Raw genomic sequence first — 26,742 nt, forward strand, 5'->3', positions numbered from 1 at the left:
CCCTAAGACGAGCGTTAAACATCTAATTCTTTCCCCACGCCATGTCGGCATGAGGTGAATTCCGTGTACGGCGGCTGATTACCAGCGCGCTTTCAGCAGGTTGGGCTGAATACCGCCGATGGCTCGGGTATTGCCAAACACCTGCGGCGCAATGCCAGCTTCAAACTCTTCACGGAAATATTTAATCGCGCTCTGCAATGGCTCGACGGCGCCCGGTGCGTGGGCACAGAAGGTTTTACCTGGGCCAAGCTGGCGGCAAAGTTGCTGCAGGGTTTCAATATCACCCGGCTGACCTTTCTTCTGCTCCAGCGCACGCAGGATCTTCACGCTCCATGGCAATCCATCACGGCACGGCGTACACCAGCCACAGGATTCGCGCGCAAAGAACTCTTCCAGATTACGCACCAGCGAAACCATGTTGATTTCGTGATCGACTGCCATCGCCAGCGCAGTACCTAAACGGCTGCCAGCTTTACCAATACTGGCAAATTCCATCGGCAGATCGAGGTGCTGATCGGTGAGGAAGTCAGTTCCTGCGCCGCCTGGCTGCCAGGCTTTGAATTTCAGGCCATCGCGCATGCCACCGGCGTAATCCTCAAGAATTTCACGTGCGGTGGTGCCGAACGGCAATTCCCAGACGCCAGGATTTTTTACGCGGCCAGAAAAGCCCATCATTTTGGTGCCGGTGTCTTCGCTGGTAGAGATGTTTTTGTACCAGTCAACGCCGTTAAGGAAGATGGCAGGCACGTTCGACAGCGTTTCCACGTTGTTCACGCAGGTCGGCTTGCCCCACACGCCGGCACTCGCCGGGAATGGCGGCTTAGAGCGCGGATTAGCACGACGTCCTTCCAGCGAGTTAATCAGTGCTGTCTCTTCACCGCAGATATAACGACCTGCGCCGGTGTGGACGATCAGCTCGAAATCAAAACCGGTACCAAGAATATTTTTGCCGAGATAGCCCGCTTCGGTGGCTTCAGCAATCGCGCGACGCAGATTAACGGCCGCTTCGATGTACTCACCACGTAAGAAGATGTAGCCACGATAGGCTTTCAGCGCGAACGCACTGATCAGCATGCCTTCCACCAGCTGGTGCGGCAGTTGCTCCATCAGCAAGCGGTCTTTGTACGTGCCCGGCTCCATTTCATCGGCATTACACAGCAGGTAACGGATGTTCATGGATTCGTCTTTCGGCATCAGGCTCCACTTCAGGCCGGTGTTAAAGCCTGCACCACCGCGGCCTTTCAGGCCGGAGTCTTTTACCGCCGCGACGATTTCGTCCTGGCTGAAATCTTTCAACGCTTTTTCTGCGCCGACATAACCGTTTTTACTGCGATATTCATCGATCCAGATCGGCTGCTTGTCGTCACGGAGACGCCAGGTCAGTGGATGGGTTTCGGCAGTACGAATGATCTGTTTAATGGTCATTGATACTGCTCCAGCAAGTTGGCGATGCCTTCAGGCGTCAGATGAACGTGGGTATCTTCATCCACCATCATGGTTGGCCCTTTATCGCAGTTACCCAGGCAGCAAGTTGGCAGCAACGTAAAGCGTCCATCCGCCGTAGTCTGGCCCGGCTTGATGTTCAGATTTTGCTCCAGCGCATCCTGAATCCCCTGATAACCCGTGATGTGGCACACCACGCTGTCACAGTAGCGAATAACGTGACGGCCAACCGGCGTACGGTAGATTTGGCTATAGAAAGTCGCTACGCCTTCAACATCACTGGCTGGAATCCCCAGAACATCTGCGATGGCGTTAATCGCGCCGTCCGGCACCCAGCCACGCTGTTTCTGCACGATCTTCAACGCTTCGATCGAAGCGGCGCGTGCATCTTCGTAATGGTGTTTCTCGTGCTCGATAGCGTGGTGCTCGGCCTCGCTCAGCACGAAGACCTCAGTAGGGTCAATGGTGTGAATAGCAATTTTTTGATCGTGCATAATTAGCGGTCCACGTCTGACATAACAAAATCGATACTACCGAGGTAAACGATCAAGTCGGATACCAGGCTGCCGCGGATCACCGATGGGATCTGCTGCAGATGCGGGAAGCTCGGCGTACGCACGCGGGTGCGATAGCTCATGGTGCTGCCATCGCTGGTCAGGTAGTAACTGTTGATCCCTTTGGTCGCCTCAATCATCTGGAAGGATTCGTTGGCCGGCATGATTGGGCCCCACGAAACCTGCAGGAAGTGAGTGATCAGGGTTTCAATGTGCTGCAGCGTGCGCTCTTTCGGCGGCGGCGTTGTCAGCGGATGGTCCGCTTTGAACGGGCCTTCAGGCATGTTGTTCAGGCACTGTTCCAGAATGCGCAGTGACTGCCACATCTCTTCCATTTTCAGCTGCACGCGGGTGTACGCATCACTGATGCCAGCGCCAACCGGAATTTCGAAATCGAAGTTTTCGTAACCTGAATATGGACGCCATTTGCGCACGTCAAAATCTAAACCAGTGGCGCGCAGACCTGCGCCGGTGGTGCCCCACGCCAGTGCTTCATCCATGTTGTACGCCGCAACGCCTTGCGAACGGCCCATCAACACGGTATTGCGCAGTGCGGCTTTGTCGTACTCTTTCAGACGCTTCGGCATCCAGTCGAGGAAGTCGCGCAGCAGACGTTCCCAACCTTTCGGCAGGTCATGCGCGACGCCGCCGATGCGGAACCACGCCGGGTGCATACGGAAACCGGTAATCGCTTCCACCACATCATAAATTTTCTGACGATCGGTAAAGGCGAAGAACACCGGCGTCATCGCGCCGACGTCCTGAATAAAGGTGGAGATATAGAGCAGATGGCTGTTGATGCGGAACAGTTCAGACAGCATCACGCGGATCACATTGACGCGATCCGGCACGGTAATGCCCGCCAGTTTTTCCACCGCCAGCACGTACGGCATTTCGTTCACGCAGCCGCCGAGGTACTCGATACGGTCGGTGTACGGAATGTAGCTGTGCCAGGATTGGCGCTCGCCCATCTTCTCCGCGCCACGATGGTGGTAGCCGACATCGGGAACGCAATCGACGATTTCTTCACCATCTAACTGCAGAATGATGCGGAAAGCACCGTGCGCAGAGGGGTGGTTCGGACCGAGGTTGAGGAACATGAAGTCCTCATTAGTGGTGCTGCGCTTCATGCCCCAATCTTCAGGCTTGAAGGTCAGCGCCTCCATCTCCAGATCTTCTTTCTGCTTGGTCAGCTCGAAGGGATCGAACTCGGTAGCGCGCGCCGGATAATCTTTACGCAGTGGATGGCCTTCCCACGTCTGCGGCATCATGATGCGCGTCAGGTGCGGGTGACCATTGAAAGTGATGCCAAACATCTCCCAGGTTTCGCGCTCATACCAGTTGGCGTTAGCGAAAATTTTGGTGATGGTTGGCACATTCAGATCGTTTTCAGATAAAGCGACCTTGAGCATGATGTCGCGGTTGCGTTCAATGGAAAGCAGGTGATAGAAAACGGAAAAATCCGCGGCGGGCAAACCGGCGCGGTTAGTGCGTAAACGCTCATCAAAACCGTGTAAGTCATACAGCATGACATAGGGCTTTGGCAGCTTGCGCAGGAATTCAACGATTTCTAATAGCTGTTCACGCTTCACCCAGACAACCGGAATCCCGGTGCGGGTAGCCTGAACGGTAAAGGCATCCGGCCCAAAACGGTTACGCAGCTCGCCGACCACTGGGTCATCCAGGTGATCGCGGGTTTGCCATGAAGGCTGAGCGAGATCTTGCGTGGTTAAATCAGTCATACGTTACTCACCATTCCGGCCTGTAATCAGGCGCTCAAAAGAAGGCGTCAGGATGGCGGCGCACATTAAATTGTGATGTTTTGCTGTGGCCGTGGCTCCATCCGTGTACGGGAAGCTTAAACTTCGTCTGGCGATCTCAGGTTGGTGACGGCAATACGCTCGCCACGCTTTCTTTCACGCTCTGGCTGCATATTGGCGCGATAAACACCCTGATCACCAACCACCCAAGACAGTGGACGACGCTCTTTGCCAATCGACTCGCGCAGCAGCAGCAATGCCTGCATATACGCTTCTGGACGCGGCGGGCAGCCAGGAATGTACACGTCAACCGGCAGGAATTTATCCACCCCCTGCACCACCGAGTAGATGTCATACATGCCACCCGAGTTAGCGCATGCGCCCATGGAAATCACCCATTTCGGCTCCAGCATTTGGTCATATAGACGCTGAATAACCGGCGCCATTTTGGTAAATGGCGTACCGGCGATCACCATGAAGTCAGCCTGACGTGGCGAGGCGCGCATAACTTCGGCGCCAAATCGTGCCACGTCATGCACTGCGGTGAAGGATGTGGTCATTTCCACGTAGCAACAGGAAAGGCCGAAGTTATACGGCCAGAGTGAGTTTTTACGACCCCAGTTCACCATGTCATGCAGGGCGTGCTCGAGCTTGCCCATGTAGACGCTGCGGTGAACGTGTTGCTCCAGCGGATCGGTAACCGTTTCCTGTTTCTGCAGAGGATAACGATCGTTGTCGCCGCCCCCGTTCGGGTCTACGCGTGTCAGCGTGTAGTCCATCTTATTGCCTCGCTTTTACTGCTTATGAGGGTTGGTGTGGCTGTGACTGACCGGGACAGATTTGACCACTACGCGACGACGCGCAGGAGCCCAATCCAGCGCACCGATGCGCACCAGATAAACCAGGCCTGCCAAGAGCACCAAAATGAAAATTGCGGCTTCGACAAAGCCGACCCAACCGCTTTCGCGGATGGAAGTCGACCATGCGTATAAATAGAGGGCTTCGACGTCGAATATGACGAAGAACATCGCAACCAGATAGAATTTTGCAGAGAGGCGAATATGAGTGTCACCGACCGACTCAATACCCGATTCGAACGGGGTGTCCTTGTGTCGCGCACGCGCACGACCACCTAACAACCAGCCCCCGGTCAACATAAAGGCACACAGGCCGAATGCGATAACGATAAAAACAATAAATGCCCAGTGATGAGCGATCACTTCTGTAGTTGTCGACATACTCTTTGCTTACTCATCAAAAGTGGTGATGGCATCCTGCGCTGTTGCAGCAAACACACCACATCGATTCAAGGGAAGGATAAAAAACCTTATAAATTTTGCTGTCATTAGCAATAAAGCAGCAATTTTATAGGGGTTTTTACTCCTTTCTATAACCTTTTGTCAACTTTGACAAAAGTATCCAAACATTATTTTACAGCTGCATCATATTATTAACATTCAACCCTCTGAGCGCCAGCTAAATCGCTTCAGTTTGTGAGGTTAATTTTAGTGTAGCGGGTATTCACATGCGTGGATCGTGCATTTAACAATCATATTTTGACAGGTCTCGCCCGAGATTCCCCCCCCTTATCAGGGGTATTTTTTTGATCTAAAGCACATAACTGGGTTTTATGCTGCAAAAAACAGCGGAGTGGACGGGCAATTGCCCTGGGAAAGTTGGCACGAATTGATAAAATCATTCCATGTGGAGCAAAAATAGAACACATTTCATTTTTAAGATGTTGAGTGAAATCTTTTTCTGGAAATCGCTCTAAAAAGGACGTGTTAAAAGGCATAAAAAAAGCCTTAGCGGATAATTATCCAGCTAAGGCTTATTTTTATCGGTTTTAACAATTAACCGGTATTCCAATTGAGAGGAATTACCAGTAACTGCAACCCTTACTCTTCATCATCCAGTAACAAGGTACCGTCTGGATTAGCACTCAGATTATAAGGATCGTTGGTGGACTGCATGGCATTGAAGATCGCCAGCGCCAGTTCGTTATCGCTGTCTGGATTACGGCACAGCAGATACTGGGTGTCAGGCAATACTGGCAAACCTTCTGCCGCGCCCATCACGCGCAGTTCTGGACTCATCATCTCAACAGGACGCGCTGTCACACCCAAACCGGCTTTAACCGCTGCACGGACGGCAGCCAGCGTTGAGGCAACATACGAGATGCGCCACGGAATGCCAGCCTCGTTGAGGTGATCAATGGCCATATCGCGATACGGACTTGGCTCATCCAACAGAACCAAAGGAATGGCCTCTCCACGCTGGAAGATATAATCTGCCGCGCAGTACCACAACGTTGGTGAAGTACGCAGTACCTGATAAGTAAAGTTTCCTGGGCTGGACGTGGTCACAACCAGATCGACTTCACCTTGATTAAGCATTTCCATCATGAACGGGTTGCGCTTAACACGCACATCAATGGCCAGCTTCGGATAGACCGACGTTACGCGGTTAAGCAGGAACGGCAGAATGGTATCTGAGGTATCATCTGAAGCGCCGATGGTCAGAACGCCCTGAATGTTGCTGTACATTAAAGAGGTGCAAGCTTCGTCATTAAAACGAAGGATTTTCCTGGCGTAACCCAGCAGTTGAATGCCATGCTCCGTCAGCAATTTATTACGTCCATGTCTGGCAAACAGCTCTTTACCTACCAATTGTTCCAGACGTTGCATCTGCTGGCTCACTGCGGACTGCGTTCTGCACACGGCGGCAGCGGCGGCTGCGAAAGTGTTCAGATCGGCAACGGCAACAAATGTACGCAGCAGATCGAGGTCGAGATTCAGTATCGGACGATTTGCATTAGTCATGTTTTTTCTTCACTTATAAGATTTTTTAAAACTACTACCCTGGTGTATTACCCGACTTATCAAAGAGATAAGAGGCAATGGTGCTTAATGACAGCCCTGTGTGGAGCTGCCATGAAAAAAATTTGTCAGGCGGATGCCGACGATCGCACCACTCTGAGATCAGAGCAGCGTCGTCATTATAGACAGCAGAACTTCTGGGCCGAAAACGTAAGTCGTACAGGTGCTGGAAGCTGCGTAGTTGTCTATGTATCCCGCACAAAGTCCCTGCGGGTTAAAAAGAAATAACATCATGTTATGTAGATGCGAAGCGATAAAGTGCATCAAATAATAAATTATACTTAATCATTTTTACGCTATAAATGGAAATGTTTTTGTTCAAAACATCGCAATTTTTGACCAAAAGTCTTTTCGCACACATCCTGCCATAATGCTGCTCTTTTTTTAACCCCTCCAGGTTCTGAATCTCAAACACTTACGTTAAAGATACAGCGCAAATGCTATTTTACGCGTGTTTTACACTGAGTTGCAGCTGATGGTGGTGCTTAATTCTGCCAATAAAAAGTGTATGAGAATGAACTCTATTTTGTGACGCCAAACAGTGCTTAATCATTACCAGACAATTTTTCGCCATCCAACAAGATTCATTTAACTATTTCGTCTGGTCGCTAATGTTTTTTTAAGCCAGTTTTGACTGAAAAATTTCTGAATAGTCTCGGATGTCGATGGAAGAAGGCATTTACACGTCAGGCACACCTTACCAGCGTTTAATATTAACATTCTTCACATTTGTGGACTAATGAACCAGATTAATCGATTTCCAATGACTTTTACGCCACGTGAAAGGGGAAAAAATGGCAAACACGCCAAAACCAAGCGCTGCCCTTCTTTTGTTAAGGTGAGAAGAGTAAATTGGGCGAGTTTGATTTTTGGTGGCAGGTTAAAGGACTCTGCCCATAAAGGCGGTAACAATGAATTTTCAAATTGATAAATCCGGCAAGCTGGAAAATGTCTGTTATGACATCCGTGGCCCGGTACTGAAAGAAGCTAAACGTCTCGAAGAAGAAGGCAACAAAGTTCTCAAGCTGAACATCGGCAACCCTGCCCCGTTTGGTTTCGAAGCACCTGATGAAATTCTGGTCGATGTCATTCGCAATCTGCCGAGCTCGCAGGGTTATTGCGATTCAAAGGGGCTGTATTCGGCGCGTAAAGCGATCATGCAGCATTACCAGGCGCGTGACATGCGCGATGTCACTGTCGAAGACATCTATATAGGTAACGGCGTATCCGAACTGATTGTGCAAGCGATGCAGGCATTGCTCAACAGCGGTGATGAAATGCTGGTGCCTGCGCCGGATTATCCGCTGTGGACCGCTGCCGTTTCGCTGTCGAGCGGTAAAGCGGTGCATTATTTGTGTGATGAATCAGCAGGTTGGTTCCCTGACCTGGATGATATTCGCAGCAAGATTACCCCGCGCACGCGTGGCATTGTCATCATTAACCCGAATAACCCGACCGGCGCGGTTTACAGCAAAGAGTTGTTGCTTGAGATTGTTGAAATTGCGCGCCAGCACAATCTGATTATTTTCGCCGATGAAATCTACGACAAGATTCTCTACGACGAAGCACAACATCATTCGATTGCTGCGCTGGCACCCGATCTGCTGACGGTGACCTTCAACGGCTTGTCCAAAACCTATCGCGTGGCGGGTTTCCGTCAGGGCTGGATGGTTTTAAATGGTCCGAAGAAACACGCCAAAGGTTACATTGAAGGGCTGGAGATGCTGGCGTCGATGCGCCTGTGTGCCAACGTTCCTGCACAACACGCGATTCAGACCGCATTGGGTGGTTATCAAAGCATTAGTGAATTTATCGCGCCCGGCGGACGTTTGTATGAACAGCGCCAGCGTGCATGGGAATTGATTAACGATATTCCTGGCGTCAGCTGTGTGAAGCCGCAAGGTGCGCTCTATATGTTCCCGCGTATTGACGCCAAGAAATTCAACATTTTCGACGATCAGAAGATGGTGCTGGATTTCCTGTTGCAGGAAAAAGTGCTGCTGGTACAGGGCACCGCGTTCAACTGGCCGTGGCCGGATCACGTACGCATCGTTACGCTGCCGCGCGTGGACGATTTGGAAATGGCCGTCAGCAAGTTTGGTCGTTTCTTACAAGGGTATCGCCAGTAAATTGTGACGCGTATACTGTTCGCATTTCGGGGAAAAGATATCTTCCCCGCCGTGCGAACAGGAACCGTCCATGACTCGTAGCCATTTTTTCGCCCACCTCTCCCGTCTCAAACTGATTAACCGCTGGCCATTAATGCGCAATGTGCGCACTGAAAACGTTTCCGAGCATAGTCTGCAGGTGGCGATGGTTGCTCACGCGCTCGCCATCATCAAAAACAAAAAGTTTAACGGCAACCTCAACGCCGAGCGCATTGCCATGCTAGCGCTGTATCATGATGCCAGCGAAGTATTGACCGGGGATTTACCGACGCCGGTGAAGTACTACAACGCGCAAATTGCGCACGAATATAAAAAGATCGAGAAAATTGCCCAGCAGAAACTCATCGATATGCTGCCGCCCGAACTGCAGGACGCTTATCGGCCGCTGATAGATGAACACATGCATAGCGAAAGTGAACAATCCGTGGTTAAGCAAGCGGATGCACTTTGCGCCTATGTGAAGTGTCTGGAAGAGTTGTCGGCGGGTAATAACGAGTTTTTGCTGGCCAAAGCGCGCCTGGAGAAAACCCTGACGCAGCGGCGCTCGCCGGAAATGGATTATTTTGTTGAGGTGTTTATTCCCAGCTTTAGCCTGTCGCTGGATGAAATCTCACAGGATACGCCGCTGTAAAAAAACGGGCCGCAGCGGCCCGTTTTTTTATGCGGTGATAGAAAGGGTAAATTCACCGCTATCTTCTTTAGCGACATTTACCGGTTCAAGCGAAGCGACGCGGAAGGTGACTTCATCAATGCGCGGCGCATCGGCTGGCGCATTGATGGCGATCACCGCACTGCCCGCATCCAATCCTGAAATGATGCCCGCTGGCGCATCCTCAACCACCACGCATTGCGTCGCTGAAAGCCCCAAACGCTCGGCGCCCAGCAAATAAGGCTCGGGATTCGGCTTACCGTGCTTGATGTTCTCCGCAGTGATGAACACCTCTGGCATAGGTAGATTGGCGGCTTTATGGCGCGCATGGGCAACAGGGATCGAACCCGATGTGACAATCGCCCATGGGATCTGCAACTCGTTCAACGTTGAAAGTAACGCTAATGCGCCCGGAATCGCCTGTACGCCATGCGTGTCTTCCGCTTCGAGGCGTTCAAGCCAGAGAAATTCCGCCTGAATCGCCTCTTCAGATTGTCCCGCCATGAAATGGCGCAGCGAGTTGATCGCAGGCTTCCCATGGATATAGCTCAGGACCTCTTCCGCAGACAAACCATGGCGCTCACCCCACAATGACCATGCGCGAATCACAGCAGGCAGTGAATCCACCAGCGTACCGTCTAAATCAAACAGAAAACCCCTGTACTTCACGCGTCGCTCCTTATTCAGGCATTGATAATCTGCGCGATCTCATTCGCGCTGAGATGATATTGACGCGGACAAGTGTGCCACACCGTAAGCATGCGTTGGTATTTTTCCCACATCGGCGTTTGGGCATTGAAGCCGTGTGTGCCGGAATCAAAATGGGTATAGCGCCCTTCAACGTTCACCATAAAACGCACGTAGCCGAGATAACGCGCTTCGGTGGCCGCATCAAAGCCGAGAAACGCCAGGCGACGCTCATCAATCGCGCTGCCATCTTTGAGGTTCGACCACGAAACATGCAGCGCATGATGCATTTCCATAATATCGATCAGTAAGCGACAGGTCGCTTCGGTTAGCTCGCCGAATTCCTTATCGAGCTCGCGTAACTGCAAGCCATAGCCGCGTTCAATAATGGTTTGATAACGACGATAGCGCTCGGCGTTATCGGGTTCCAGCATGGCCATCATTTTGTATTGATTGGAGAGGATCAATCGTTGTGCGTGGGTCATTTCCATGGTTTGCTCCCGGGCCAGGCGGCCGCTTAAGATTTAAACAATGAAGAAATGATTACACAAGGAGAGTGATGCGTGTATGTCCGCACCACTTTTCTTTGATTTGAACCGGGATTTGGCTCAAATTCTCTGGCAGGTAAAAGCGTCCGCGGATCAAAGATCGTCGAGGAAAGTGCGATCAAGCTGTTTAAACGCGCGCTTCAACACATCGGCGAGCGACTGATATGTCGGCTTACCGTCAACGGGTGCAATCGCCTGCCCCGCTTCTTGCAGTTTGGTACGCACTTCATGGAACCACTGCAGCAGCGTCGGCGGCAACGGCGTTACCGAACGTTTACCTAACCACCATAATCCTTGCATCGGCAGGCTGCAGGCAAACAGCGCGGTGGCAATTGCTGGACCAAGTTGTCCCCCCATCGCGATTTGCCATGTCAAGGTGAAAATCGCCAGCGGCGGCATAAAGCGAATGGCAAAACGCGTTGCATTCACCACGCGATTTTCAGGAAATACCGGCGCCAGGCGCTTGTCTGCAGGCCAGGTCTTCATGTATCGCTGTCCGCGCTGGAACAAGCCGAACCAGCCGGGTTTGTCTGTCTCATTCGCCATGATAGACCTCAACTAAATCTGCAATATTTAAAATAAACCGATAACTACACAACTTTACGTGACATCCTTCAAAAGTTTTTGTCTTTGCGGGTGACAGTGAGTATTCTGACGCCGTTTGAGTAACATTACCGGAAGCTTTAGCTCAATAAAAGAGCGGCCAGAGCCATGTTTCGCTAAGTGCTTATCAAAAATAAGCGTAAAATCACCAAAATTTTTTGCATGTCACTGAATTTTTGACTAGCACATGATGTTTATCATTAACCTACCAGCTTTCATGGGCTACGCTGTTAGTCTGATTGCGTTTTTTTTAGCCACTATTTAACAAAAATAGGTACTTCCATGTCGACGAAGTTAGTTCTGGTTCTGAACTGCGGCAGTTCTTCACTTAAGTTTGCCATCCTTAACCCTGTTACCGGCGACGAATACCTCTCCGGTTTGGCTGAATGTTTCCATTTACCGGAAGCACGTATTAAGTGGAAACTGGACGGCAGCAAACAAGAAGCTCAGCTTGGCGCGGGTGCGGCACACAGCGAAGCACTGAATTTCATGGTCAAAACTATTCTGGCACAAAAACCAGAGCTTTCGGCACAAATCGCTGCAATCGGCCATCGTATTGTTCACGGCGGCGAGCAGCTGACCAAATCAGTCATCATCGACGAATCTGTTATTCAGGGCATCAAAGACGCCTCTTCTTTTGCGCCGCTGCACAATCCTGCGCATCTGATCGGTATAGATGAAGCGCTGAAAAACTTCCCACATCTTTCTGATAAAAATGTCGCGGTTTTTGACACCGCATTCCATCAGACAATGCCGGAAGAGTCCTATCTCTATGCTCTGCCGTACAAATTGTATAAAGAGCACGGCGTTCGTCGCTACGGCGCACACGGCACCAGCCACTACTATGTGACGCAGGAAGCCGCGAAAATGCTGAACAAACCCGTTAGCGAACTGAACGTCATCACCTGCCACTTGGGTAATGGCGGTTCCGTTTCTGCTATTCGCAATGGTCAGTGTGTTGATACTTCCATGGGCCTGACGCCATTGGAAGGTTTGGTGATGGGCACGCGCAGTGGCGACATCGATCCTGCGATTATCTTCTTCCTGCATGATGCCCTGGGCATGAGCGTTGATGCCATCAATAAGTTGCTGACCAAAGAGTCTGGCCTGTTAGGTCTGACCGAAGTCACCAGCGACTGCCGCTATGTGGAAGACAACTACAGCACCAAAGAAGATGCTAAGCGTGCGATGGATGTGTTCTGCCACCGCCTGGCGAAATACATCGGCAGCTACACTGCGCTGATGGAAGGCCGTCTGGACGCCGTGGTCTTCACCGGTGGTATCGGTGAAAACGCGGCGATGGTGCGCGAGCTGGCGCTGCAGAAACTGGGTCTGCTCGGCTTCGAAGTCGATCACGAGCGCAACCTGGCAGCACGCTTCGGCAAATCGGGTTTCATCAACAAAGAAGGCACGCGCCCAGCCGTGGTGATCCCAACCAACGAAGAGTTGGTGATTGCTCAAGACGCCGCGCGTCTCACCGCTTAAAAACACTTCTCTCCGTCAGCTTAGGCTGACGGAGTTGTTTTAGACAGTCTGCAACACCTGAGAGGTTTCTATCGTGTCACGTACAATTATGCTCATTCCTACCGGCACCAGCGTCGGTCTGACCAGCGTCAGCCTCGGCGTGATCCGTGCCATGGAGCGCAAAGGCGTGCGCCTGAGCGTATTCAAGCCAATTGCCCAGCCACGTGCGGGTGGCGATGCGCCAGACCAAACCACCAGCATTATCCGTAAAAGCTCCGCAATTCCTGCCGCAGAACCGCTGCAGATGTCACGCGTTGAGTCGCTGCTTGGATCTAACCAGCAAGACGTGTTGATGGAAGAGATCATTGCCAACTATCACGCAAACGCTAAAGACGCGGAAGTGGTGCTGGTTGAAGGTTTGGTCCCCACGCGTAAACATCAGTTCGCATCTGCTCTGAACTATGAGATCGCTAAAACCCTGAACGCCGAAATCGTCTTCGTGATGGCGCTTGGCAACGATTCTCCGGCGCAGCTTAAAGAGCGTATCGAACTGACGCAAAGCAGCTTTGGCGGCAGCAAAAACAAAAACATCACTGGCGTGATCATCAACAAACTGAATGCGCCGGTGGATGAGCAAGGTCGTACGCGCCCGGATCTGTCAGAAATTTTTGATGACTCCTCTAAAGCCAGCATCGCCAACATCGATCCAAAGCAGCTGTTTGCCAACAGTCCGCTGCCGGTGCTGGGTTGTGTACCGTGGAGCTTTGATCTGATCGCCACTCGCGCCATCGATATGTGCCGTCACCTGAACGCCGATATCATCAACGAAGGTGAAATCCAGACGCGCCGTGTGAAATCTGTCACCTTCTGTGCGCGTAGCATTCCACACATGCTGGAGCACTTCCGTCCGGGTTCACTGCTGGTAACCTCCGCCGATCGTCCTGATGTGCTGGTTGCCGCCTGTTTGGCCGCGATGAACGGCGTAGAAATCGGTGCAGTGCTGTTGACCGGTGGCTATCAGATTGAAGCGCCCATCGCACGCCTGTGCGAACGCGCGTTCCAGACCGGCCTGCCGGTGTTTATGGTGAAAACCAACACCTGGCAGACGTCGCTTAGCCTGCAAAGCTTTAACCTCGAAGTCCCGACTGACGATACGCAGCGCATCGAGAAAGTGCAGGAGTACGTAGCTAGCTTCATCAATGAAGATTGGGTGGAATCGCTGACCGCCACGTCCGAGCGCAGCCGTCGCCTGTCTCCACCGGCATTCCGCTACCAGCTCACCGAGCTGGCGCGCAAAGCCGGCAAACGCATCGTGCTGCCAGAAGGCGACGAGCCGCGTACCGTCAAAGCGGCAGCAATTTGCGCCGAACGCGGCATCGCTACCTGTGTGCTGCTCGGCAATCCGGAAGAGATTCAGCGTGTTGCGGCGGCGCAGGGTGTTGAACTCGGCACAGGCATCGTGATCGTGGATCCAGAAGTAGTACGTGAAAACTACGTGCCACGTTTGGTTGAGCTGCGTAAGAGCAAAGGCATGACCGAAGTGGTGGCGCAGGAGCAGCTGGAAGACAACGTGGTGCTCGGCACCATGATGCTGGAGAGCGGCGAAGTTGACGGTCTGGTCTCCGGCGCGGTTCACACCACTGCGAATACCATTCGTCCACCGCTGCAGCTGATCAAAACCGCGCCAAACAGCTCGCTGGTGTCGTCAGTGTTCTTCATGCTGCTGCCGGAGCAGGTTCTGGTGTATGGCGACTGCGCCATCAACCCGGATCCCAATCCAGAACAGCTGGCAGAGATCGCGATTCAGTCTGCCGATTCAGCCAAAGCCTTTGGTATCGATCCACGCGTCGCGATGATCTCCTACTCAACCGGTAACTCCGGTGCCGGTAGCGACGTAGAGAAAGTGCGTGAAGCCACGCGCATCGCGCAGGAAAAACGCCCGGATCTGGTGATCGATGGTCCGCTGCAGTACGACGCCGCGATTATGGAAGACGTCGCCAAATCCAAAGCGCCAAACTCTGCGGTTGCCGGCCGCGCTACCGTGTTCATCTTCCCGGATCTGAACACCGGTAACACCACTTACAAAGCGGTACAGCGTTCTGCCGATCTGATCTCCATCGGACCGATGCTGCAAGGCATGCGTAAGCCGGTGAACGACCTGTCGCGCGGCGCACTGGTGGATGATATCGTCTACACCATCGCATTGACGGCGATTCAATCGCAGCAGGCCGAAGGCTAATCCCCTTTCCCGCCCACCAAAAAAGCATGCACTTCGGTGCGTGCTTTTTTTTTGCCCCGTACTTCACTGGCATAAACCTCACGCTGCGCTAACACTGATTGAAGTCTGCCGCTAATTGCGAGGTGAATAATGAGCAACAGTGATGTGCACCGCCGTCGTTTACAAGCCACGCCGCGCGGCGTAGGTGTGATGTGTGATTTCTATGCGGTGAAAGCCGAGAATGCCACGGTTTGGGATCAGCATGGCCGCGAATACACCGATTTTTCCGCAGGCATCGCAGTGCTTAACACCGGGCATCGTCACCCGAAAGTGATGGCTGCGGTGCAACAGCAGCTAGAATGCTTTACCCACACCGCATTTCAAATCATCCCTTATGAGAACTACATTCATCTCGCTGAGCGACTAAATGCGCTGGTGCCGATTAGCGGGCCGGTGAAAACCACCTTTTTCTCAACCGGTGCTGAAGCGGTCGAAAACGCGGTCAAAATCGCGCGTGCGGCCACCGGTCGGCCCGGCATCATCGCCTTCACCGGCGCGTTTCATGGCCGCACCAATATGACAATGTCGCTGACCGGGAAAGTGGTGCCGTATAAAACCGGCTTCGGCCCCTTCGCCAGCCCGGTGTTTCACGCGCGCTATCCCAACGCGCTGCACAAGGTCAGCGTGAGCGATGCGCTCGACAGCCTGGAAGCGATTTTCCGCAGCGATATCAGCCCGCAGCAGGTGGCAGCCATTATCTTTGAACCGGTTCAGGGCGAAGGCGGTTTCTACGATGCGCCGCCAGAGTTTGTCGTTGCGCTGCGGGAGTTGTGCGATCGCCACGGCATATTGCTGATCGCCGATGAGATCCAGAGCGGTTTTGCGCGCACCGGCAAGCTGTTCGCCAGCGACTATTACGCCGTGCAGCCCGATATCATCACCATGGCGAAAAGTCTGGCCGGCGGTTTCCCGCTCTCGGCGGTATCGGGACGCGCAGAAGTCATGGATGCGCCAGAACCCGGCGGCCTGGGCGGAACCTATGCTGGCAGTCCACCGGCGATTGCGGCGGCGCTGGCGGTGTTAGACATTATCGAAGAAGAGGCGCTGTGCAGCCGCGCCAACCAGCTTGGCAGCCGATTAAAACAGACGTTGCAGCGAGCAGATTGTAAAGCGCTGGCGGAAATTCGTGGTTATGGCTCAATGATGGCGGCGGAATTCAATGATGCGGCGGGCAAGCCGTCGGCGGAGATTGCCAAAGCTATTCAGCAGCAGGCGCTGGAAAAAGGTTTGATTCTGCTAACCTGTGGCGTGTACGGCAACGTGATCCGCTTCCTCTATCCGCTGACTATTCCCGATGCGCAGTTCGAGGATGCGTTGGCACTGTTGGCGGGGATTCTGCGGGAACATTAACAATGTTGTATATAAGGTCGCCAAAAATGGCGACCTTACGGCAAGATTACGCTTCGCTGCTCTGTTTACGACGTGCAGCATCACTGTTTCGGCTCAGCCACAGCGACAGCGCCTTAAGCGAATCATCGGTGAACTCGTCACAGCGCGCGGTGATCTCTTCCGGCGTCATCCAGAAGATCTCATCCACTTCCTCTTCCTGCATGGCAAACGGGCCATGGGAAACGCAGCTGAACAGCCCGCCCCATACGCGGCAATGCTGATCTTCAAAATAGAACTGGCCGTGTTCGGCGAATGGAACGGCCGCGATACCCAATTCCTCTTCCGCTTCACGACGCGCCGATTCCAGCAGGTCTTCCCCACTCTGCACCACGCCACCGGCAGTGGCGTCCAGCATACCCGGCATGAAGTCTTTGATTTCAGTACGACGCTGCACCAGAATTTTGCCCATACCATCGTGCACCACAATATAAGTAGCGCGATGACGCAGACACTGCGCACGCATCTGCGCACGGCTGGCCTGCGCAATGACTTCGTTCTCTTCGTTAACGATATCAACCCACTCGATACCGTCACCTGCCGTTTGATCCACCATCCGTAACCCTTTTCTGTTTTCGGCGTGCCCAGCACGCGCCTGTTTGCCATGCTTTATTAGAATGAGCGGTAAGGTAAAGCGTTCTTTTCGCCATCGCAAGGCGCATCGTGCTCAGCGTGTTTTACCCGATTCCGCTAACCAGAGTTGCACCGAAGCACGCTGCCACTGGAACTCCGCATAGTGTTGCAGCTTCACCGGCAGCGCATCGCCGTGCAGCGCCAGGCGATTAATCATCACGGCTAAATCGGTATCCGCAATCGACCATTCGCCAAACAGATTTTGCTGTCCATCAGGCAAAAGGCGCTGCACCGCAGCAATGAGTTTGTTGGCAGCTTGCTCACCTGCCGGCGTAAGCGGCGCAAAGCGTTCGCCGGCGAACAGCACTTCGGTTGGACGCTCAGAGCGCAGCGCCATTAAGTCGCTGCGCAGCCATGCCTGCACTTCGCGCGCATGCGCCCGTTTCTCACGATCGCGCGGATAGAGCCGCTCGAACTCTGGCGCCGGAAAACGCTCTTCCAGGTACTCAGCAATCGCTGAAGATTCCGTCAGCAGCACATCATCGATTTGCAGCGTCGGCACACGGCAGGTCAGCGACAGCGCGCGGTATTCCTCATCCCACTGCGCATTCTGCGATAAATCGACGCGCTTAAGGGTGAAGGGAATGCCCTTCTCGGTGAGCGCAACATAAACCGACATGGCGTAAGGGCTGAAAAAGCAAGAATCTGACCACAAAGTAATGGTTGGATAATTCATTGGCTGCCTCAGAAAAGCGTCAGGTGTGCATCATGTTTACCGATTTTTATTTATTAAGGCAATGGTGCGCTGGTCGGATCTTTAGCTGCTAAGACCAGCGCTGACTTTTCCTTTTTCTTCATAAGCGTAAGCCGAGTCACGCCGCGCGCACGCTTCTCTTCTATGCTCAATCTGAGCAGATAAAAAATGACAAGGAGGCTCAACATGCATTTACTGATCACCGGCGGCACCGGCCTGATTGGCCGCCATCTGATTCCGCGTCTGTTGCAGCTTGGCCATCAGGTGAGCGTCGTCACGCGCGATGTCGCCGCCGCACGCGAGAAACTCGACGCCAGCGTGGCGCTGTGGTCCGGCATCAATCAGCAAACCGATTTAAACGGTATTGATGGTGTGATTAATCTTGCGGGCGAACCGATCGCCGATAAACGCTGGACCGAACAGCAGAAGCAGCGGCTGTGCGAAAGCCGCTGGCAGATCACCGAGCAGCTGGTCTCGCTGATTCACGCCAGCAGCAATCCCCCGCAATTTTTGATTTCCGGCTCGGCTACCGGCTTTTATGGCGATACCGGCGACCTGGTGCTGACCGAAGAGGATCCAGGCCAGGATGAATTTACCCATACGCTGTGCGCGCGTTGGGAACAATTGGCGTTAACTGCACAGAGCGATCGCACGCGCGTCTGTTTGCTGCGCACCGGCGTGGTGCTGGCGAAAGAAGGCGGCGCGTTATCGAAGATGAAACTGCCGTTTAAGCTTGGCGTAGGCGGTCCGATTGGTAGCGGCAAACAGTATTTACCGTGGATTCACATCGACGATTTGGTTAACGCGCTGCTGTGGTTAATCGATCACTCTGAACTGCGCGGCCCGTTCAACATGGTTGCGCCCTATGCGGTGCGCAATGAGCAGTTCGCCGCCACGCTCGGCCATGTGATGCATCGCCCAGCCTTTATGCGCACGCCCGCCAGCGCCATCAAGCTGATGATGGGGGAATCAGCGGTACTGGTGCTCGGCGGCCAACATGTGTTACCGAAGCGTCTGGAAGAGTCAGGCTTTGGTTTTCGCTGGTACGATTTGGAGGAAGCGTTGCGGGATGTCGTGTAGGGGCGCCATTAATGGCGCCCGCCTATCACAGATTAACTCCTTTGCTGCGCCACGCGTGATTTCACTGCCGCCGGTTCATGCGTATGTCCCGGCTGCGGCACGCGGATGATAAAGGTCAGCACGCCAGCAAACACGTACAGCGCGGTATACGCCCACACCACGCCGACGATATCGAAAAACGGCAGCAACACCGACGCAATCGCGGGCGCGACAAAATTACTCAGTCCGGCCGACAGGTTATAAATCGACACGGCGGCGCCTTTGTGATGCGGCTCCAGTGTCGGAAACACTGCGGTCATCGGCACGAAGGCGGCGACAAAAATTCCTAACATCACCGCCGGAATCAGCGCCACCCAGAAGTTATGTCCGGCATACAGCGGCAGGTAGTAAAACGCCAGACTGGAGATGGCCATACCGAGACAGCCAAACCAGCGCACCTGACGGATCCAACCCAGCTTCTCGCCGGTAATGCCCCAGAAGATGTTGGTAAAAATGGTAACGAAAAAGAACACCGCCCAGATTTGCAGCCATTCGGAAATGGTAAAACCAAGACGATCAACGAACAGCAGCGGCATGATAATGGCGAAACCAAACAGTGACAGCGTATTAATGATGCGAATCAGGCAGGCATAAAACACGTGCTGGTTGGTAAACAGAATAGTTACCGCCCGCGACATTTCGGTCATTTTATCGCGCATCGGCAAATTGACGCGCGAACGATCAACCGGCACATGGCGCAAGCTGAAATAGGCCAGCACGCCACCACAGGCAACCCAAATAATCGCCAGCCACAGCGTACCGGTTTCGCCGAGCATCGGGATGGTCAGACTCGGTAAATAGCTGCCGACCACACCGATACCGACGGAATACATTGCCCAGAACCAACCGGTGGCGGCCGCCAGTTTTTCACGCGGCAGCACCTGCACCAGCATCATCATGAATGAGTAAATGAATAGCGGATACGCCAGGCCGCGAATGCCGTAGAACAGCACCATCAGCGGATAGTTGCGCATGCCAAGACCCAACGACATAAACAGCGTGTGCATGACAATCCACAGCACGAAGCCAATCATCATGGCACGCTGGGGCGTAATCAGTTCCGCTACCACGCCCGATGCCCACGCCGCTAGCGCTGCCGCCAGTCCGTAGAAAGTAAATACTACCGCCGACTGCGCTGGCGTGAAGCCCATATCGGTGATGTGACGCGACAGAAATGCCATTTCAAAGCCGTCACCCGCCATAAAAATAGCGATGGCGAGGAAGCCCCAGAACATCTTTTTCGGTAAGCCAAACCAGTAATCATTCGATTGCATCTCATTCATCCTCTGTCTGGAATTATTCAGGCAACAACACTCGCGCCTGCTGCTGTTGTGCATAGAGCGTGCGGAACAGCTGCAATCGCTGCTGCAGCACCTTGCCGCGCGCAGCATCTGGTTGATATCGCGCCTGTACTGGCGGTTTGAGGCAAACTTCGCTCTCCACACCACCCGCAGCCAGCCACGCCAGACGCGCTGCCCCCAAAGCGCCGGACGCGCTGGCGGGATGCGTGACGATCGGCAGTTGCAGCACATCGGCGATCAACTGCGCCCACAACGTGCTGCGCGCCCCACCGCCGGTCAGGCTGCACTGCTGAATCTGGCGCTGCGCATCACCAAGCACCGCGAACCCGTCGGCCAGACCAAACGCTACGCCTTCAATTACTGCGTAGCCGAGCAGCGCACGCGGTGTTTCGTGGCGCAGATTGAAGAAAGAACCGGAGGCGTCAGGATCGTTGTGTGGCGTGCGTTCACCGGAAAGATAGGGCAGAAAAACCGGGGCATGACGCCGCTGCTCTTCACTGAGCTGTGCCATCTCTTCCATCAGTTGGCTTTCGGTAACGGAAAGCAGATTACACAGCCAGCGCAGGCAGCTGGCGGCACTGAGCATCACACTCATCTGGTGCCAGCGTCCGGGCAAGGCGTGACAAAAGGCGTGCACGCCCGATTGCGGATCGGCCAGCAAACGATCGTTGACGACAAAAATCACGCCGGAGGTACCCAGCGAGATAAAAGCATCACCCGGATTAACCGCGCCGACACCAACCGCCGATGCGGCATTGTCGCCACCGCCGCCCGCCACGCAGACCGCGGCCGACAAGCCCCATTCACTTGCCAGATCGGCTTTCAATGGGGCGCTCACCGCGCTGCCTTCCACCAGCGCCGGCATATTGGCGCGCGTAAGACCGGTGATGGCTAACAGTTCGTCGGACCAGTCGCGCTGAGCCACATCGAGCCACAACGTGCCTGCCGCGTCTGAAGGTTCACTGATAAATTGTCCGGTTAAACGCCAGCGTAGGTAGTCTTTCGGCAATAGCACTTTATCGATGCGACGGAAAATCTCAGGCTCATGTTCTGCCACCCAACGCAGTTTAGGTGCGGTGAAGCCCGGCATAATCATATTGCCGCTGAGCTGCATCATTTCCGGATGTTGGGCACTGAGCGCGGCACATTGCGGCGCGCTGCGCGTGTCATTCCACAGAATGCACGGGCGCAGCACCTTGCCCTGCGCATCCAGCAGCACCGCGCCGTGCATCTGCCCGGACAAACCCATCGCGCGAATCTCGCTCCAGGCCAGCGCGTCCTGCTGGCGCAATCCAGCAAGGACATCACTGCACGCTTGCCACCAGCGCTCGGGATCCTGTTCTGCCCAGTGCGCATGCGGGCGCTGCACGTTGAGCGTGGCGTGATTCGAGGCAATGATCTCACCCTGCGCATTGATGATCAGCGCTTTGAGCTCGGAGGTGCCAATATCAATCCCAAGATACATAACGCGCTCCTTACACCGCAGCCAGCATGCGTTCTGGCTGTTTCAGCCACAGTTGCAGATCCGCCACGCTGCGCGTCACCAGCGCATGAAACGCCTTGTCCTGTGCCAGTTCGCCAAATAGCGCGCTATCGCTGAGGAAAGCGTTCAGTGCATCGGAGCGGCTAAACTGCTGGCGCAGCGCATCGGCTTGCAGCACGCCATCCTGATAGGTGTAAGGCAAATCATCACAGGCCCAGCGCTGCAGGAACAGGAAGAACAGTGCAGGCAGCACGGCCGTGGCCGCCGGTTCTGCGCCACGCTGATAGCATTCGCGCAGTGTTGGCGTCACCATGCCGGGGATTTTCGACAAACCGTCCGCGCCAACACGTTGATTGGTGTCTTTAATGTAGGGATTGCTAAAACGCGCCAGAACCACATCGCGATAATCGGCTAAATCCAGCGGGCTCGGCGACAGCGATGGCATCACATCCTGGGTCACGTAGTCATAGGCCAGTTGGTAAATCGCCGGCTGACGCGTGCTGTCATCAATGTAATTGAGGCCAATCAGCGTGCCTGCCCAGGCAATCGCCGCATGCGTGGCGTTAAGGATGCGGATTTTCGCCTCTTCCCACGGCAATACCGATTCCACTAGCTCAACGCCAACCTTCTCCAGCGCCGGCCGACCGGCAATGAAGTCATCTTCAATCACCCATTGAATAAAGGATTCGGCCATCACCGATGCACCATCCTCTTTACCCGTAGCGGCTTTAACGCGCTCTGCCACATCCGGCGTTGGACGCGGCGTAATGCGATCCACCATGGTGTTGGGCGAGGTGGTATTTTCGCGCACCCAATTCGCTAAGGCGTTGTCACCTTTGGCGGTAAGAAACGCGAGGAAGCCGTGACGGAAACGTTCGCCGTTGTGGCGCAGGTTATCGCAGTTGAGCAGCGTAACGGGCGCGCCACCGTTGGCCACGCGCTGCGTGAGGATGCGTGCCAGCGCGCCATAAATCGTGCGGATGTCGCCTTTCACATCGGCCTGCACATCCGGTTGCGTCAGGTCCAGTTCGAATTCCGGTGTCAAATAGTAACCGGCTTCGGTGACGGTAAAACCTATCACGCGGGTTTCACTTTTCGCTCCCTGCTCCACCAGCGCGCTGATGTCGCTATCCCACGGCAGGATTTTGCGCAATGACGTGATGGTTTCATAGGCGCGTTCGCCATCGGGTGTAACGGTTTCCAGCACATATTCGCCCTCTTGCGCAGCGAGTTGCTTTAGCAACGGCGCGGCATCATTGCGGATATTGCCGAGGGCAATGCTCCAGCTGTCATCGCCCTGCTCGCGTAGTTTATGCAGATACCACGCCTGATGCGCGCGGTGAAAAGATCCTGCGCCGATATGCATCCACACTGATTGATTGGTCATAGTCGCCTCAAAATAAACATTTGCCACGATTAAGGGCATTTGCCCGATGAGGCGTAGCATAGTGCGAGCGAGCAGCCTTGTTCTGCGAGCTCAGTCACAATTAATACTTTTGCTCTTTTTTAGGGCTTTTGCTCAGTTAACACTTCATCGGCATCTCGCGTTAACATGGCGCACCGGTTTTGACGGAACAGCGCGATGAGCAGAGAAGAGAAAAAACAAGAACTGGCAGCACGTGCGGCCTGGATGTATTACGTGGCGGGCGTGACGCAGCAAGAGATTGCACGCGCGTTAGGATTGTCACGTCAGGTGGCGCAGCGATTGGTCTCCAGCGCGCGTGAAATGGGCATGGTGAGCGTAAAGATTGATCATCCGGTTACCCATTGCTTGCATCTGGCGCGCGACGTTCAGGATAAATTTGGCCTGCAACTGTGCCGTGTGGTGCCATCCGCTAATCTGGATGATGACGCTATTCAGCAGATGCTGGCAGTGGAAGGCGCGGCGGTGATGGCGCAATACATCAGCGAGGAGCAGCCGCAGGTATTTGGCATTGGTTCCGGTAAGACGCTGCGCTCGATGATTGATGCGCTGCCCTGGGTTGAGCGACCGCAGCATCAGTGCGTTTCGATGATTGGCGCGATTGCGCGGGACGACTCGGGTACGCGCTATGACGTGCCGCTGAAGATGGCGGAGAAGATGCAGGGCAAGTATTTCTTCATTCCTGCGCCGCTGTATGCGGATACGCCTGAAGATAAAGAGATGTGGATTCAGCATCAGGTTTATCAGCGCGTGACGTTACGCGCCTTGCAGGCGAATGTGGCCTTCGTTGGCATCGGCGAAGTGCAGCCCGGCTGCCCGCTGCATGCCGAAGGCTTTATCACCGATGCGCAAGTTGCTGCGCTCAACGCGCGCGGCGTGGTGGGCGAAATGCTCGGGCACTTTTTCAATCAGCAAGGTGAACGCGTGTGGGGTGAAACCGATGAACTGCTCACCAGCGTGTTGCTGGAGAGCCAGACGCAACGCCAGATTATTGGCTTTGCCGGCAGCGAGCGTAAATATCCGGCGATTCGCGCGGCGTTGCAGGGCGGCTGGGTGTCAGGTCTGGTGACCGATGAGGATACCGCGCTGAAGTTGTTGCGGGGGTAGAGGGTGCTTGCTGGCCTTCCCCCGCCCACGGGGGAAGAAGACGCTGCCAAATGCCACTTCAACACCCACATACTGCAGCATCTTCCTCCCCCATTTATGGGGGAGGACCGAGGAGGGGGACAGCGAGCGCTGGCCAGGATGGGGGACAGCGAGCACTGGCCAGGATGGGGGACAGCGGGCACAAAATCTACTTCAACGATCCCTTCAAAAACTGCTGCAAACGTGGGCTTTTTGGATTGCCGAACAGCTCATCCGGCGTGCCCTGCTCTTCAATTTTGCCCTGATGCAGGAAAATCACATGATTAGAGACGTGACGAGCAAACTCCATCTCGTGCGTCACCACCACCATGGTTTTGCCCTCTTCCGCCAGTTTCTGCATGATGCGCAGCACTTCGCCGACCAGTTCTGGATCGAGCGCAGAAGTGGGTTCGTCAAACAGCAACACTTCGGGCTCCATCGCCAACGCCCGCGCAATCGACACGCGCTGCTGCTGACCACCGGAAAGGTGCACCGGATATTTGGCGCGCGCACGCGCATCAATGCCGACTTTATCCAGATACTTGATCGCACGCTCACGCGCTTCCGCCTTGCTCAGCCCCAGCACCTGAATCGGCGCTTCGGTAACGTTGTCCAGCACCGTCATGTGGCTCCACAGGTTGAAGTGCTGAAACACCATGGTCAGGCGCGTGCGCAGCATACGCAGCTGCTCTTTGTTCGCGACTTTCAGTTGACCATCGGTGTCGCGCACCAGATTGATCTGCTGGTTGTTGACCGCAATGGTGCCTTCGCTCGGTTTCTCGAGGAAGTTAATGCAGCGTAAAAAGGTACTTTTCCCGGAACCGGACGAGCCAATAATGCTGATCACATCGCCGGCATTTGCCTGCAGCGATACGCCTTTCAGAACTTCATGTTCACCGTAACGTTTGTGCAGTTCGGTAACGCTTAATTTATTGTCAGCCATAGTGATACTCAATGCGATGAAGAAGGTTTTACGTGCGCCAGGAAGCGTTGTTCAGCTTTGCGGAACAAGCTAATCAGCCCGTAAGAGATAATCAGATACAGCACCGCAGCGATGCCAAACGCGGTAAACGGCTGATAGGTGGCCGAGTTGATATCGCGCGCGATTTTTAACAGATCCGGCACCGTCGCGGTAAACGCCAGCGCGGTGGAGTGCAGCATCAGGATCACTTCATTGCTGTACGCCGGCAGCGCGGTGCGCAGTGCTGAAGGCAGAATGATGCAGCGATACAATTTAAACGGTGAGAAGCCATAGGCACGCGCCGCTTCGATTTCACCGTGCGGCACCGAACGAATCGCACCGGCAAAGATTTCGGTGGTATAGGCGCAGGTGTTCAGCGTGAACGCCAGCAGCGTACAGTTCAATCCACTGCGGAAGAAGGCGTTCAGCAACTCGGTTCCCTTCACCACTTCCAGCGTGTACATGCCGGAGTAGAACACCAGCAGTTGCACATACAGCGGCGTGCCGCGAAACACATAGGTGAACAGCCAAACCGGCGTGGAGATAAAGCGATTAGCGGAGACGCGCGCAATCGCCAGCAGCACCGCGAGCGAACCGCCAATCACCACCGAGATGATCAATAACCACAGCGTAATCGCGATGCCGGTAAAACGGTAACCATCGGTCCAGAGCAGCTGTTTCCAATACTCCTGAATAATCTCAATCATAGCTCTGCCCTTTTCACACCCACCGTGTAGCGACGCTCAAGCCACCACAGCACGCCATTCGACAGCGTGGTAAACACCAGATAAATCACACCTGCCACAATGGCGAAGTAGAACGGCTGCCAGGTACTTTTACCTGCCAGCTGCGTGGCTTTCACCACATCTTCCAGCCCCAGCAGCGAAACCAGCGCCGTGGCTTTGAGAATAACCTGCCAGTTGTTGCCGATGCCCGGCAGCGCGAAGCGCATCATGGCCGGGAACAGAATGCGACGGAAGGTTTGCGAGCCGGTGAAACCGAAGGCGGTTGCCGCTTCGATCTGCCCTTTTGGCACCGCGAGGAACGCACCACGGAAGGTTTCAGTGAAGTAAGCACCGTAGATAAAGCCGAGCGTGATGATACCGGCGACCATCGGGTCGATATCAAATTGCGCCAGTCCCAGCGCATCAGTGAGGGTATTCAAGGCGATCTGCAGACCGTAGAAGATCAGCAGCATCAACACCAAATCGGGCACACCGCGGATTAAGGTGGTGTAGCCTTCAAACAGCATCGCCAGCGGGCGACTGCGGGAAAGTTTGGCGCCAGCGCCAATCAAGCCGAGCACCACCGCCAGCAACACGGAACTGAGCGCCAGCTCCAGCGTTACAAGGGTGCCCTTGAGGATTACTTCGGAATAGCCATACAACATGGGTTCAATCCTGTCGTGAGGGTAAGTTACAAACGCTGCCCAACTGACGGACAGTCCTAACCAGGAAATTTGAATCGCAGGATGGATGGCGGCAAGCGTATGAAGCCGGGCAGTTTACATAGGTAAGCGCCCGGAGTGAATACTTATGTGCAACCTTCCTGCCTTTCACAGACCAGGATTAGGAAACAGGATAA

At 54.2% G+C, this 26,742-nt stretch carries 24 protein-coding genes; 7 read left to right on the plus strand and 17 right to left on the minus strand.

The window, feature by feature from the left end; all coding sequences use genetic code 11:
- Nucleotides 1-78: 78 nt before the first annotated feature.
- The 6 genes from nuoF to lrhA all read right to left on the minus strand — a co-directional run bounded on the left by nuoF (nucleotide 79) and on the right by lrhA (nucleotide 6,579).
- Nucleotides 79-1,419, minus strand: a complete 1,341-nt coding sequence (nuoF, locus tag ACYAC5_RS13365) for an NADH-quinone oxidoreductase subunit NuoF (protein ID WP_176519213.1) — start codon at nucleotides 1,417-1,419, stop codon at nucleotides 79-81.
- Nucleotides 1,420-1,421: 2 nt separating this feature from the next.
- Entirely contained in the window at nucleotides 1,422-1,937 is a 516-nt protein-coding gene (gene nuoE / locus ACYAC5_RS13370; protein WP_101763655.1) for an NADH-quinone oxidoreductase subunit NuoE, read from the minus strand.
- A 2-nt stretch (nucleotides 1,938-1,939) separates the two neighbouring features.
- Complete coding sequence (gene nuoC / locus ACYAC5_RS13375) at nucleotides 1,940-3,739, minus strand: NADH-quinone oxidoreductase subunit C/D (RefSeq protein ID WP_008105149.1); 1,800 nt, start codon at nucleotides 3,737-3,739, stop codon at nucleotides 1,940-1,942.
- 116 nt (nucleotides 3,740-3,855) lie between these two features.
- Nucleotides 3,856-4,536 carry a NuoB/complex I 20 kDa subunit family protein gene (locus ACYAC5_RS13380; RefSeq protein ID WP_008105151.1) on the minus strand — a complete coding sequence of 227 codons (681 nt, stop codon included), beginning with the start codon at nucleotides 4,534-4,536 and terminating at the stop codon, nucleotides 3,856-3,858.
- 15 nt (nucleotides 4,537-4,551) lie between these two features.
- Nucleotides 4,552-4,995 (minus strand): NADH-quinone oxidoreductase subunit A, encoded by a 444-nt coding sequence (locus tag ACYAC5_RS13385; RefSeq protein ID WP_007889316.1) that lies wholly within the window; start codon nucleotides 4,993-4,995, stop codon nucleotides 4,552-4,554.
- Between the two features lie 660 nt (nucleotides 4,996-5,655).
- Nucleotides 5,656-6,579, minus strand: a complete 924-nt coding sequence (gene lrhA / locus ACYAC5_RS13390) for a transcriptional regulator LrhA (RefSeq protein WP_021509211.1) — start codon at nucleotides 6,577-6,579, stop codon at nucleotides 5,656-5,658.
- Nucleotides 6,580-7,547: 968 nt separating this feature from the next.
- Here lrhA and ACYAC5_RS13395 point away from each other — a divergent pair.
- Complete coding sequence (locus ACYAC5_RS13395; RefSeq protein ID WP_008105154.1) at nucleotides 7,548-8,765, plus strand: pyridoxal phosphate-dependent aminotransferase; 1,218 nt, start codon at nucleotides 7,548-7,550, stop codon at nucleotides 8,763-8,765.
- A 70-nt stretch (nucleotides 8,766-8,835) separates the two neighbouring features.
- Nucleotides 8,836-9,435, plus strand: a complete 600-nt coding sequence (yfbR, locus tag ACYAC5_RS13400; protein WP_110866568.1) for a 5'-deoxynucleotidase — start codon at nucleotides 8,836-8,838, stop codon at nucleotides 9,433-9,435.
- A gap of 27 nt (nucleotides 9,436-9,462) precedes the next feature.
- Here the strand turns inward: yfbR and ACYAC5_RS13405 are convergent, their stop codons facing one another.
- The 3 genes from ACYAC5_RS13405 to yfbV form a co-directional block, all read right to left on the minus strand.
- Nucleotides 9,463-10,122, minus strand: a complete 660-nt coding sequence (locus ACYAC5_RS13405; protein WP_192411472.1) for a sugar phosphatase — start codon at nucleotides 10,120-10,122, stop codon at nucleotides 9,463-9,465.
- A gap of 14 nt (nucleotides 10,123-10,136) precedes the next feature.
- Nucleotides 10,137-10,631, minus strand: coding sequence for a YfbU family protein (locus ACYAC5_RS13410; protein ID WP_008105160.1), 495 nt, complete (start codon nucleotides 10,629-10,631; stop codon nucleotides 10,137-10,139).
- A gap of 150 nt (nucleotides 10,632-10,781) precedes the next feature.
- A complete protein-coding gene (yfbV, locus tag ACYAC5_RS13415) occupies nucleotides 10,782-11,234 on the minus strand; it encodes a terminus macrodomain insulation protein YfbV (RefSeq protein ID WP_101763650.1) in 453 nt (150 codons plus the stop codon).
- Between the two features lie 339 nt (nucleotides 11,235-11,573).
- Here yfbV and ackA point away from each other — a divergent pair, with 339 nt between their 5' ends.
- The 3 genes from ackA (at nucleotide 11,574) to ACYAC5_RS13430 (ending at nucleotide 16,383) form a co-directional block, all read left to right on the plus strand.
- A complete protein-coding gene (gene ackA / locus ACYAC5_RS13420) occupies nucleotides 11,574-12,776 on the plus strand; it encodes an acetate kinase (RefSeq protein WP_101763649.1) in 1,203 nt (400 codons plus the stop codon).
- A gap of 73 nt (nucleotides 12,777-12,849) precedes the next feature.
- Nucleotides 12,850-14,994 carry a phosphate acetyltransferase gene (pta, locus tag ACYAC5_RS13425; protein ID WP_176971183.1) on the plus strand — a complete coding sequence of 715 codons (2,145 nt, stop codon included), beginning with the start codon at nucleotides 12,850-12,852 and terminating at the stop codon, nucleotides 14,992-14,994.
- Between the two features lie 129 nt (nucleotides 14,995-15,123).
- Complete coding sequence (locus tag ACYAC5_RS13430) at nucleotides 15,124-16,383, plus strand: 4-aminobutyrate--2-oxoglutarate transaminase (RefSeq protein ID WP_462061905.1); 1,260 nt, start codon at nucleotides 15,124-15,126, stop codon at nucleotides 16,381-16,383.
- A 46-nt stretch (nucleotides 16,384-16,429) separates the two neighbouring features.
- On the opposite strand, the gene yfcD is transcribed toward ACYAC5_RS13430, so the two are convergent.
- Both yfcD and yfcF read right to left on the minus strand, forming a co-directional pair.
- Nucleotides 16,430-16,975 (minus strand): NUDIX hydrolase YfcD, encoded by a 546-nt coding sequence (gene yfcD / locus ACYAC5_RS13435; RefSeq protein ID WP_007889295.1) that lies wholly within the window; start codon nucleotides 16,973-16,975, stop codon nucleotides 16,430-16,432.
- 111 nt (nucleotides 16,976-17,086) lie between these two features.
- Nucleotides 17,087-17,728, minus strand: a complete 642-nt coding sequence (yfcF, locus tag ACYAC5_RS13440; protein WP_008105173.1) for a glutathione transferase — start codon at nucleotides 17,726-17,728, stop codon at nucleotides 17,087-17,089.
- A gap of 204 nt (nucleotides 17,729-17,932) precedes the next feature.
- Between yfcF and ACYAC5_RS13445 the strand changes: the two genes are divergently transcribed.
- Complete coding sequence (locus ACYAC5_RS13445; RefSeq protein WP_101763646.1) at nucleotides 17,933-18,826, plus strand: TIGR01777 family oxidoreductase; 894 nt, start codon at nucleotides 17,933-17,935, stop codon at nucleotides 18,824-18,826.
- Nucleotides 18,827-18,858: 32 nt separating this feature from the next.
- Here the strand turns inward: ACYAC5_RS13445 and ACYAC5_RS13450 are convergent, their stop codons facing one another.
- The 3 genes from ACYAC5_RS13450 to dalD are packed head-to-tail and all read right to left on the minus strand — an operon-like array spanning nucleotide 18,859 to nucleotide 23,036.
- Nucleotides 18,859-20,139 carry an MFS transporter gene (locus tag ACYAC5_RS13450; protein WP_192233267.1) on the minus strand — a complete coding sequence of 427 codons (1,281 nt, stop codon included), beginning with the start codon at nucleotides 20,137-20,139 and terminating at the stop codon, nucleotides 18,859-18,861.
- A gap of 22 nt (nucleotides 20,140-20,161) precedes the next feature.
- Nucleotides 20,162-21,631: a xylulokinase gene (gene xylB, locus ACYAC5_RS13455; RefSeq protein ID WP_462061906.1), complete on the minus strand. Its 1,470-nt coding sequence runs from the start codon at nucleotides 21,629-21,631 to the stop codon at nucleotides 20,162-20,164.
- Between the two features lie 10 nt (nucleotides 21,632-21,641).
- Nucleotides 21,642-23,036, minus strand: a complete 1,395-nt coding sequence (gene dalD / locus ACYAC5_RS13460) for a D-arabinitol 4-dehydrogenase (RefSeq protein WP_192233263.1) — start codon at nucleotides 23,034-23,036, stop codon at nucleotides 21,642-21,644.
- Between the two features lie 195 nt (nucleotides 23,037-23,231).
- Between dalD and ACYAC5_RS13465 the strand changes: the two genes are divergently transcribed.
- Nucleotides 23,232-24,179: a sugar-binding transcriptional regulator gene (locus ACYAC5_RS13465; protein ID WP_101763642.1), complete on the plus strand. Its 948-nt coding sequence runs from the start codon at nucleotides 23,232-23,234 to the stop codon at nucleotides 24,177-24,179.
- A gap of 187 nt (nucleotides 24,180-24,366) precedes the next feature.
- On the opposite strand, the gene hisP is transcribed toward ACYAC5_RS13465, so the two are convergent.
- The 3 genes from hisP to ACYAC5_RS13480 are packed head-to-tail and all read right to left on the minus strand — an operon-like array spanning nucleotide 24,367 to nucleotide 26,548.
- Nucleotides 24,367-25,140, minus strand: a complete 774-nt coding sequence (gene hisP, locus ACYAC5_RS13470; RefSeq protein WP_101763641.1) for a histidine ABC transporter ATP-binding protein HisP — start codon at nucleotides 25,138-25,140, stop codon at nucleotides 24,367-24,369.
- 8 nt (nucleotides 25,141-25,148) lie between these two features.
- The gene (locus ACYAC5_RS13475) at nucleotides 25,149-25,865 is read right to left on the minus strand and encodes an ABC transporter permease (protein ID WP_222233740.1); all 717 of its coding nucleotides are present in this window, start codon (nucleotides 25,863-25,865) and stop codon (nucleotides 25,149-25,151) included.
- Nucleotides 25,862-26,548, minus strand: coding sequence for a histidine ABC transporter permease HisQ (locus ACYAC5_RS13480; RefSeq protein ID WP_008105192.1), 687 nt, complete (start codon nucleotides 26,546-26,548; stop codon nucleotides 25,862-25,864). Before ACYAC5_RS13480 ends, ACYAC5_RS13475 begins: the two co-directional genes overlap by 4 nt.
- Between the last annotated feature and the right edge of the window lie 194 nt (nucleotides 26,549-26,742).

It is taken from the genome of Pantoea sp. y20, from assembly GCF_054903455.1.

Excerpts from the sequence above, each read along its gene's own strand:
- nuoE (WP_101763655.1), bottom strand. The coding sequence starts at position 1,937 with ATGCACGATCAAAAAATTGCTATTCACACCATTGACCCTACTGAGGTC.
- nuoC (WP_008105149.1), bottom strand. The coding sequence starts at position 3,739 with ATGACTGATTTAACCACGCAAGATCTCGCTCAGCCTTCATGGCAAACC.
- ACYAC5_RS13380 (WP_008105151.1), bottom strand. The coding sequence starts at position 4,536 with ATGGACTACACGCTGACACGCGTAGACCCGAACGGGGGCGGCGACAAC.
- ACYAC5_RS13385 (WP_007889316.1), bottom strand. The coding sequence starts at position 4,995 with ATGTCGACAACTACAGAAGTGATCGCTCATCACTGGGCATTTATTGTT.
- lrhA (WP_021509211.1), bottom strand. The coding sequence starts at position 6,579 with ATGACTAATGCAAATCGTCCGATACTGAATCTCGACCTCGATCTGCTG.
- ACYAC5_RS13395 (WP_008105154.1), top strand. The coding sequence starts at position 7,548 with ATGAATTTTCAAATTGATAAATCCGGCAAGCTGGAAAATGTCTGTTAT.
- yfbR (WP_110866568.1), top strand. The coding sequence starts at position 8,836 with ATGACTCGTAGCCATTTTTTCGCCCACCTCTCCCGTCTCAAACTGATT.
- ACYAC5_RS13410 (WP_008105160.1), bottom strand. The coding sequence starts at position 10,631 with ATGGAAATGACCCACGCACAACGATTGATCCTCTCCAATCAATACAAA.
- yfbV (WP_101763650.1), bottom strand. The coding sequence starts at position 11,234 with ATGGCGAATGAGACAGACAAACCCGGCTGGTTCGGCTTGTTCCAGCGC.
- ackA (WP_101763649.1), top strand. The coding sequence starts at position 11,574 with ATGTCGACGAAGTTAGTTCTGGTTCTGAACTGCGGCAGTTCTTCACTT.
- ACYAC5_RS13430 (WP_462061905.1), top strand. The coding sequence starts at position 15,124 with ATGAGCAACAGTGATGTGCACCGCCGTCGTTTACAAGCCACGCCGCGC.
- yfcD (WP_007889295.1), bottom strand. The coding sequence starts at position 16,975 with ATGGTGGATCAAACGGCAGGTGACGGTATCGAGTGGGTTGATATCGTT.
- yfcF (WP_008105173.1), bottom strand. The coding sequence starts at position 17,728 with ATGAATTATCCAACCATTACTTTGTGGTCAGATTCTTGCTTTTTCAGC.
- ACYAC5_RS13445 (WP_101763646.1), top strand. The coding sequence starts at position 17,933 with ATGCATTTACTGATCACCGGCGGCACCGGCCTGATTGGCCGCCATCTG.
- ACYAC5_RS13450 (WP_192233267.1), bottom strand. The coding sequence starts at position 20,139 with ATGCAATCGAATGATTACTGGTTTGGCTTACCGAAAAAGATGTTCTGG.
- xylB (WP_462061906.1), bottom strand. The coding sequence starts at position 21,631 with ATGTATCTTGGGATTGATATTGGCACCTCCGAGCTCAAAGCGCTGATC.
- dalD (WP_192233263.1), bottom strand. The coding sequence starts at position 23,036 with ATGACCAATCAATCAGTGTGGATGCATATCGGCGCAGGATCTTTTCAC.
- ACYAC5_RS13465 (WP_101763642.1), top strand. The coding sequence starts at position 23,232 with ATGAGCAGAGAAGAGAAAAAACAAGAACTGGCAGCACGTGCGGCCTGG.
- hisP (WP_101763641.1), bottom strand. The coding sequence starts at position 25,140 with ATGGCTGACAATAAATTAAGCGTTACCGAACTGCACAAACGTTACGGT.
- ACYAC5_RS13475 (WP_222233740.1), bottom strand. The coding sequence starts at position 25,865 with ATGATTGAGATTATTCAGGAGTATTGGAAACAGCTGCTCTGGACCGAT.
- ACYAC5_RS13480 (WP_008105192.1), bottom strand. The coding sequence starts at position 26,548 with ATGTTGTATGGCTATTCCGAAGTAATCCTCAAGGGCACCCTTGTAACG.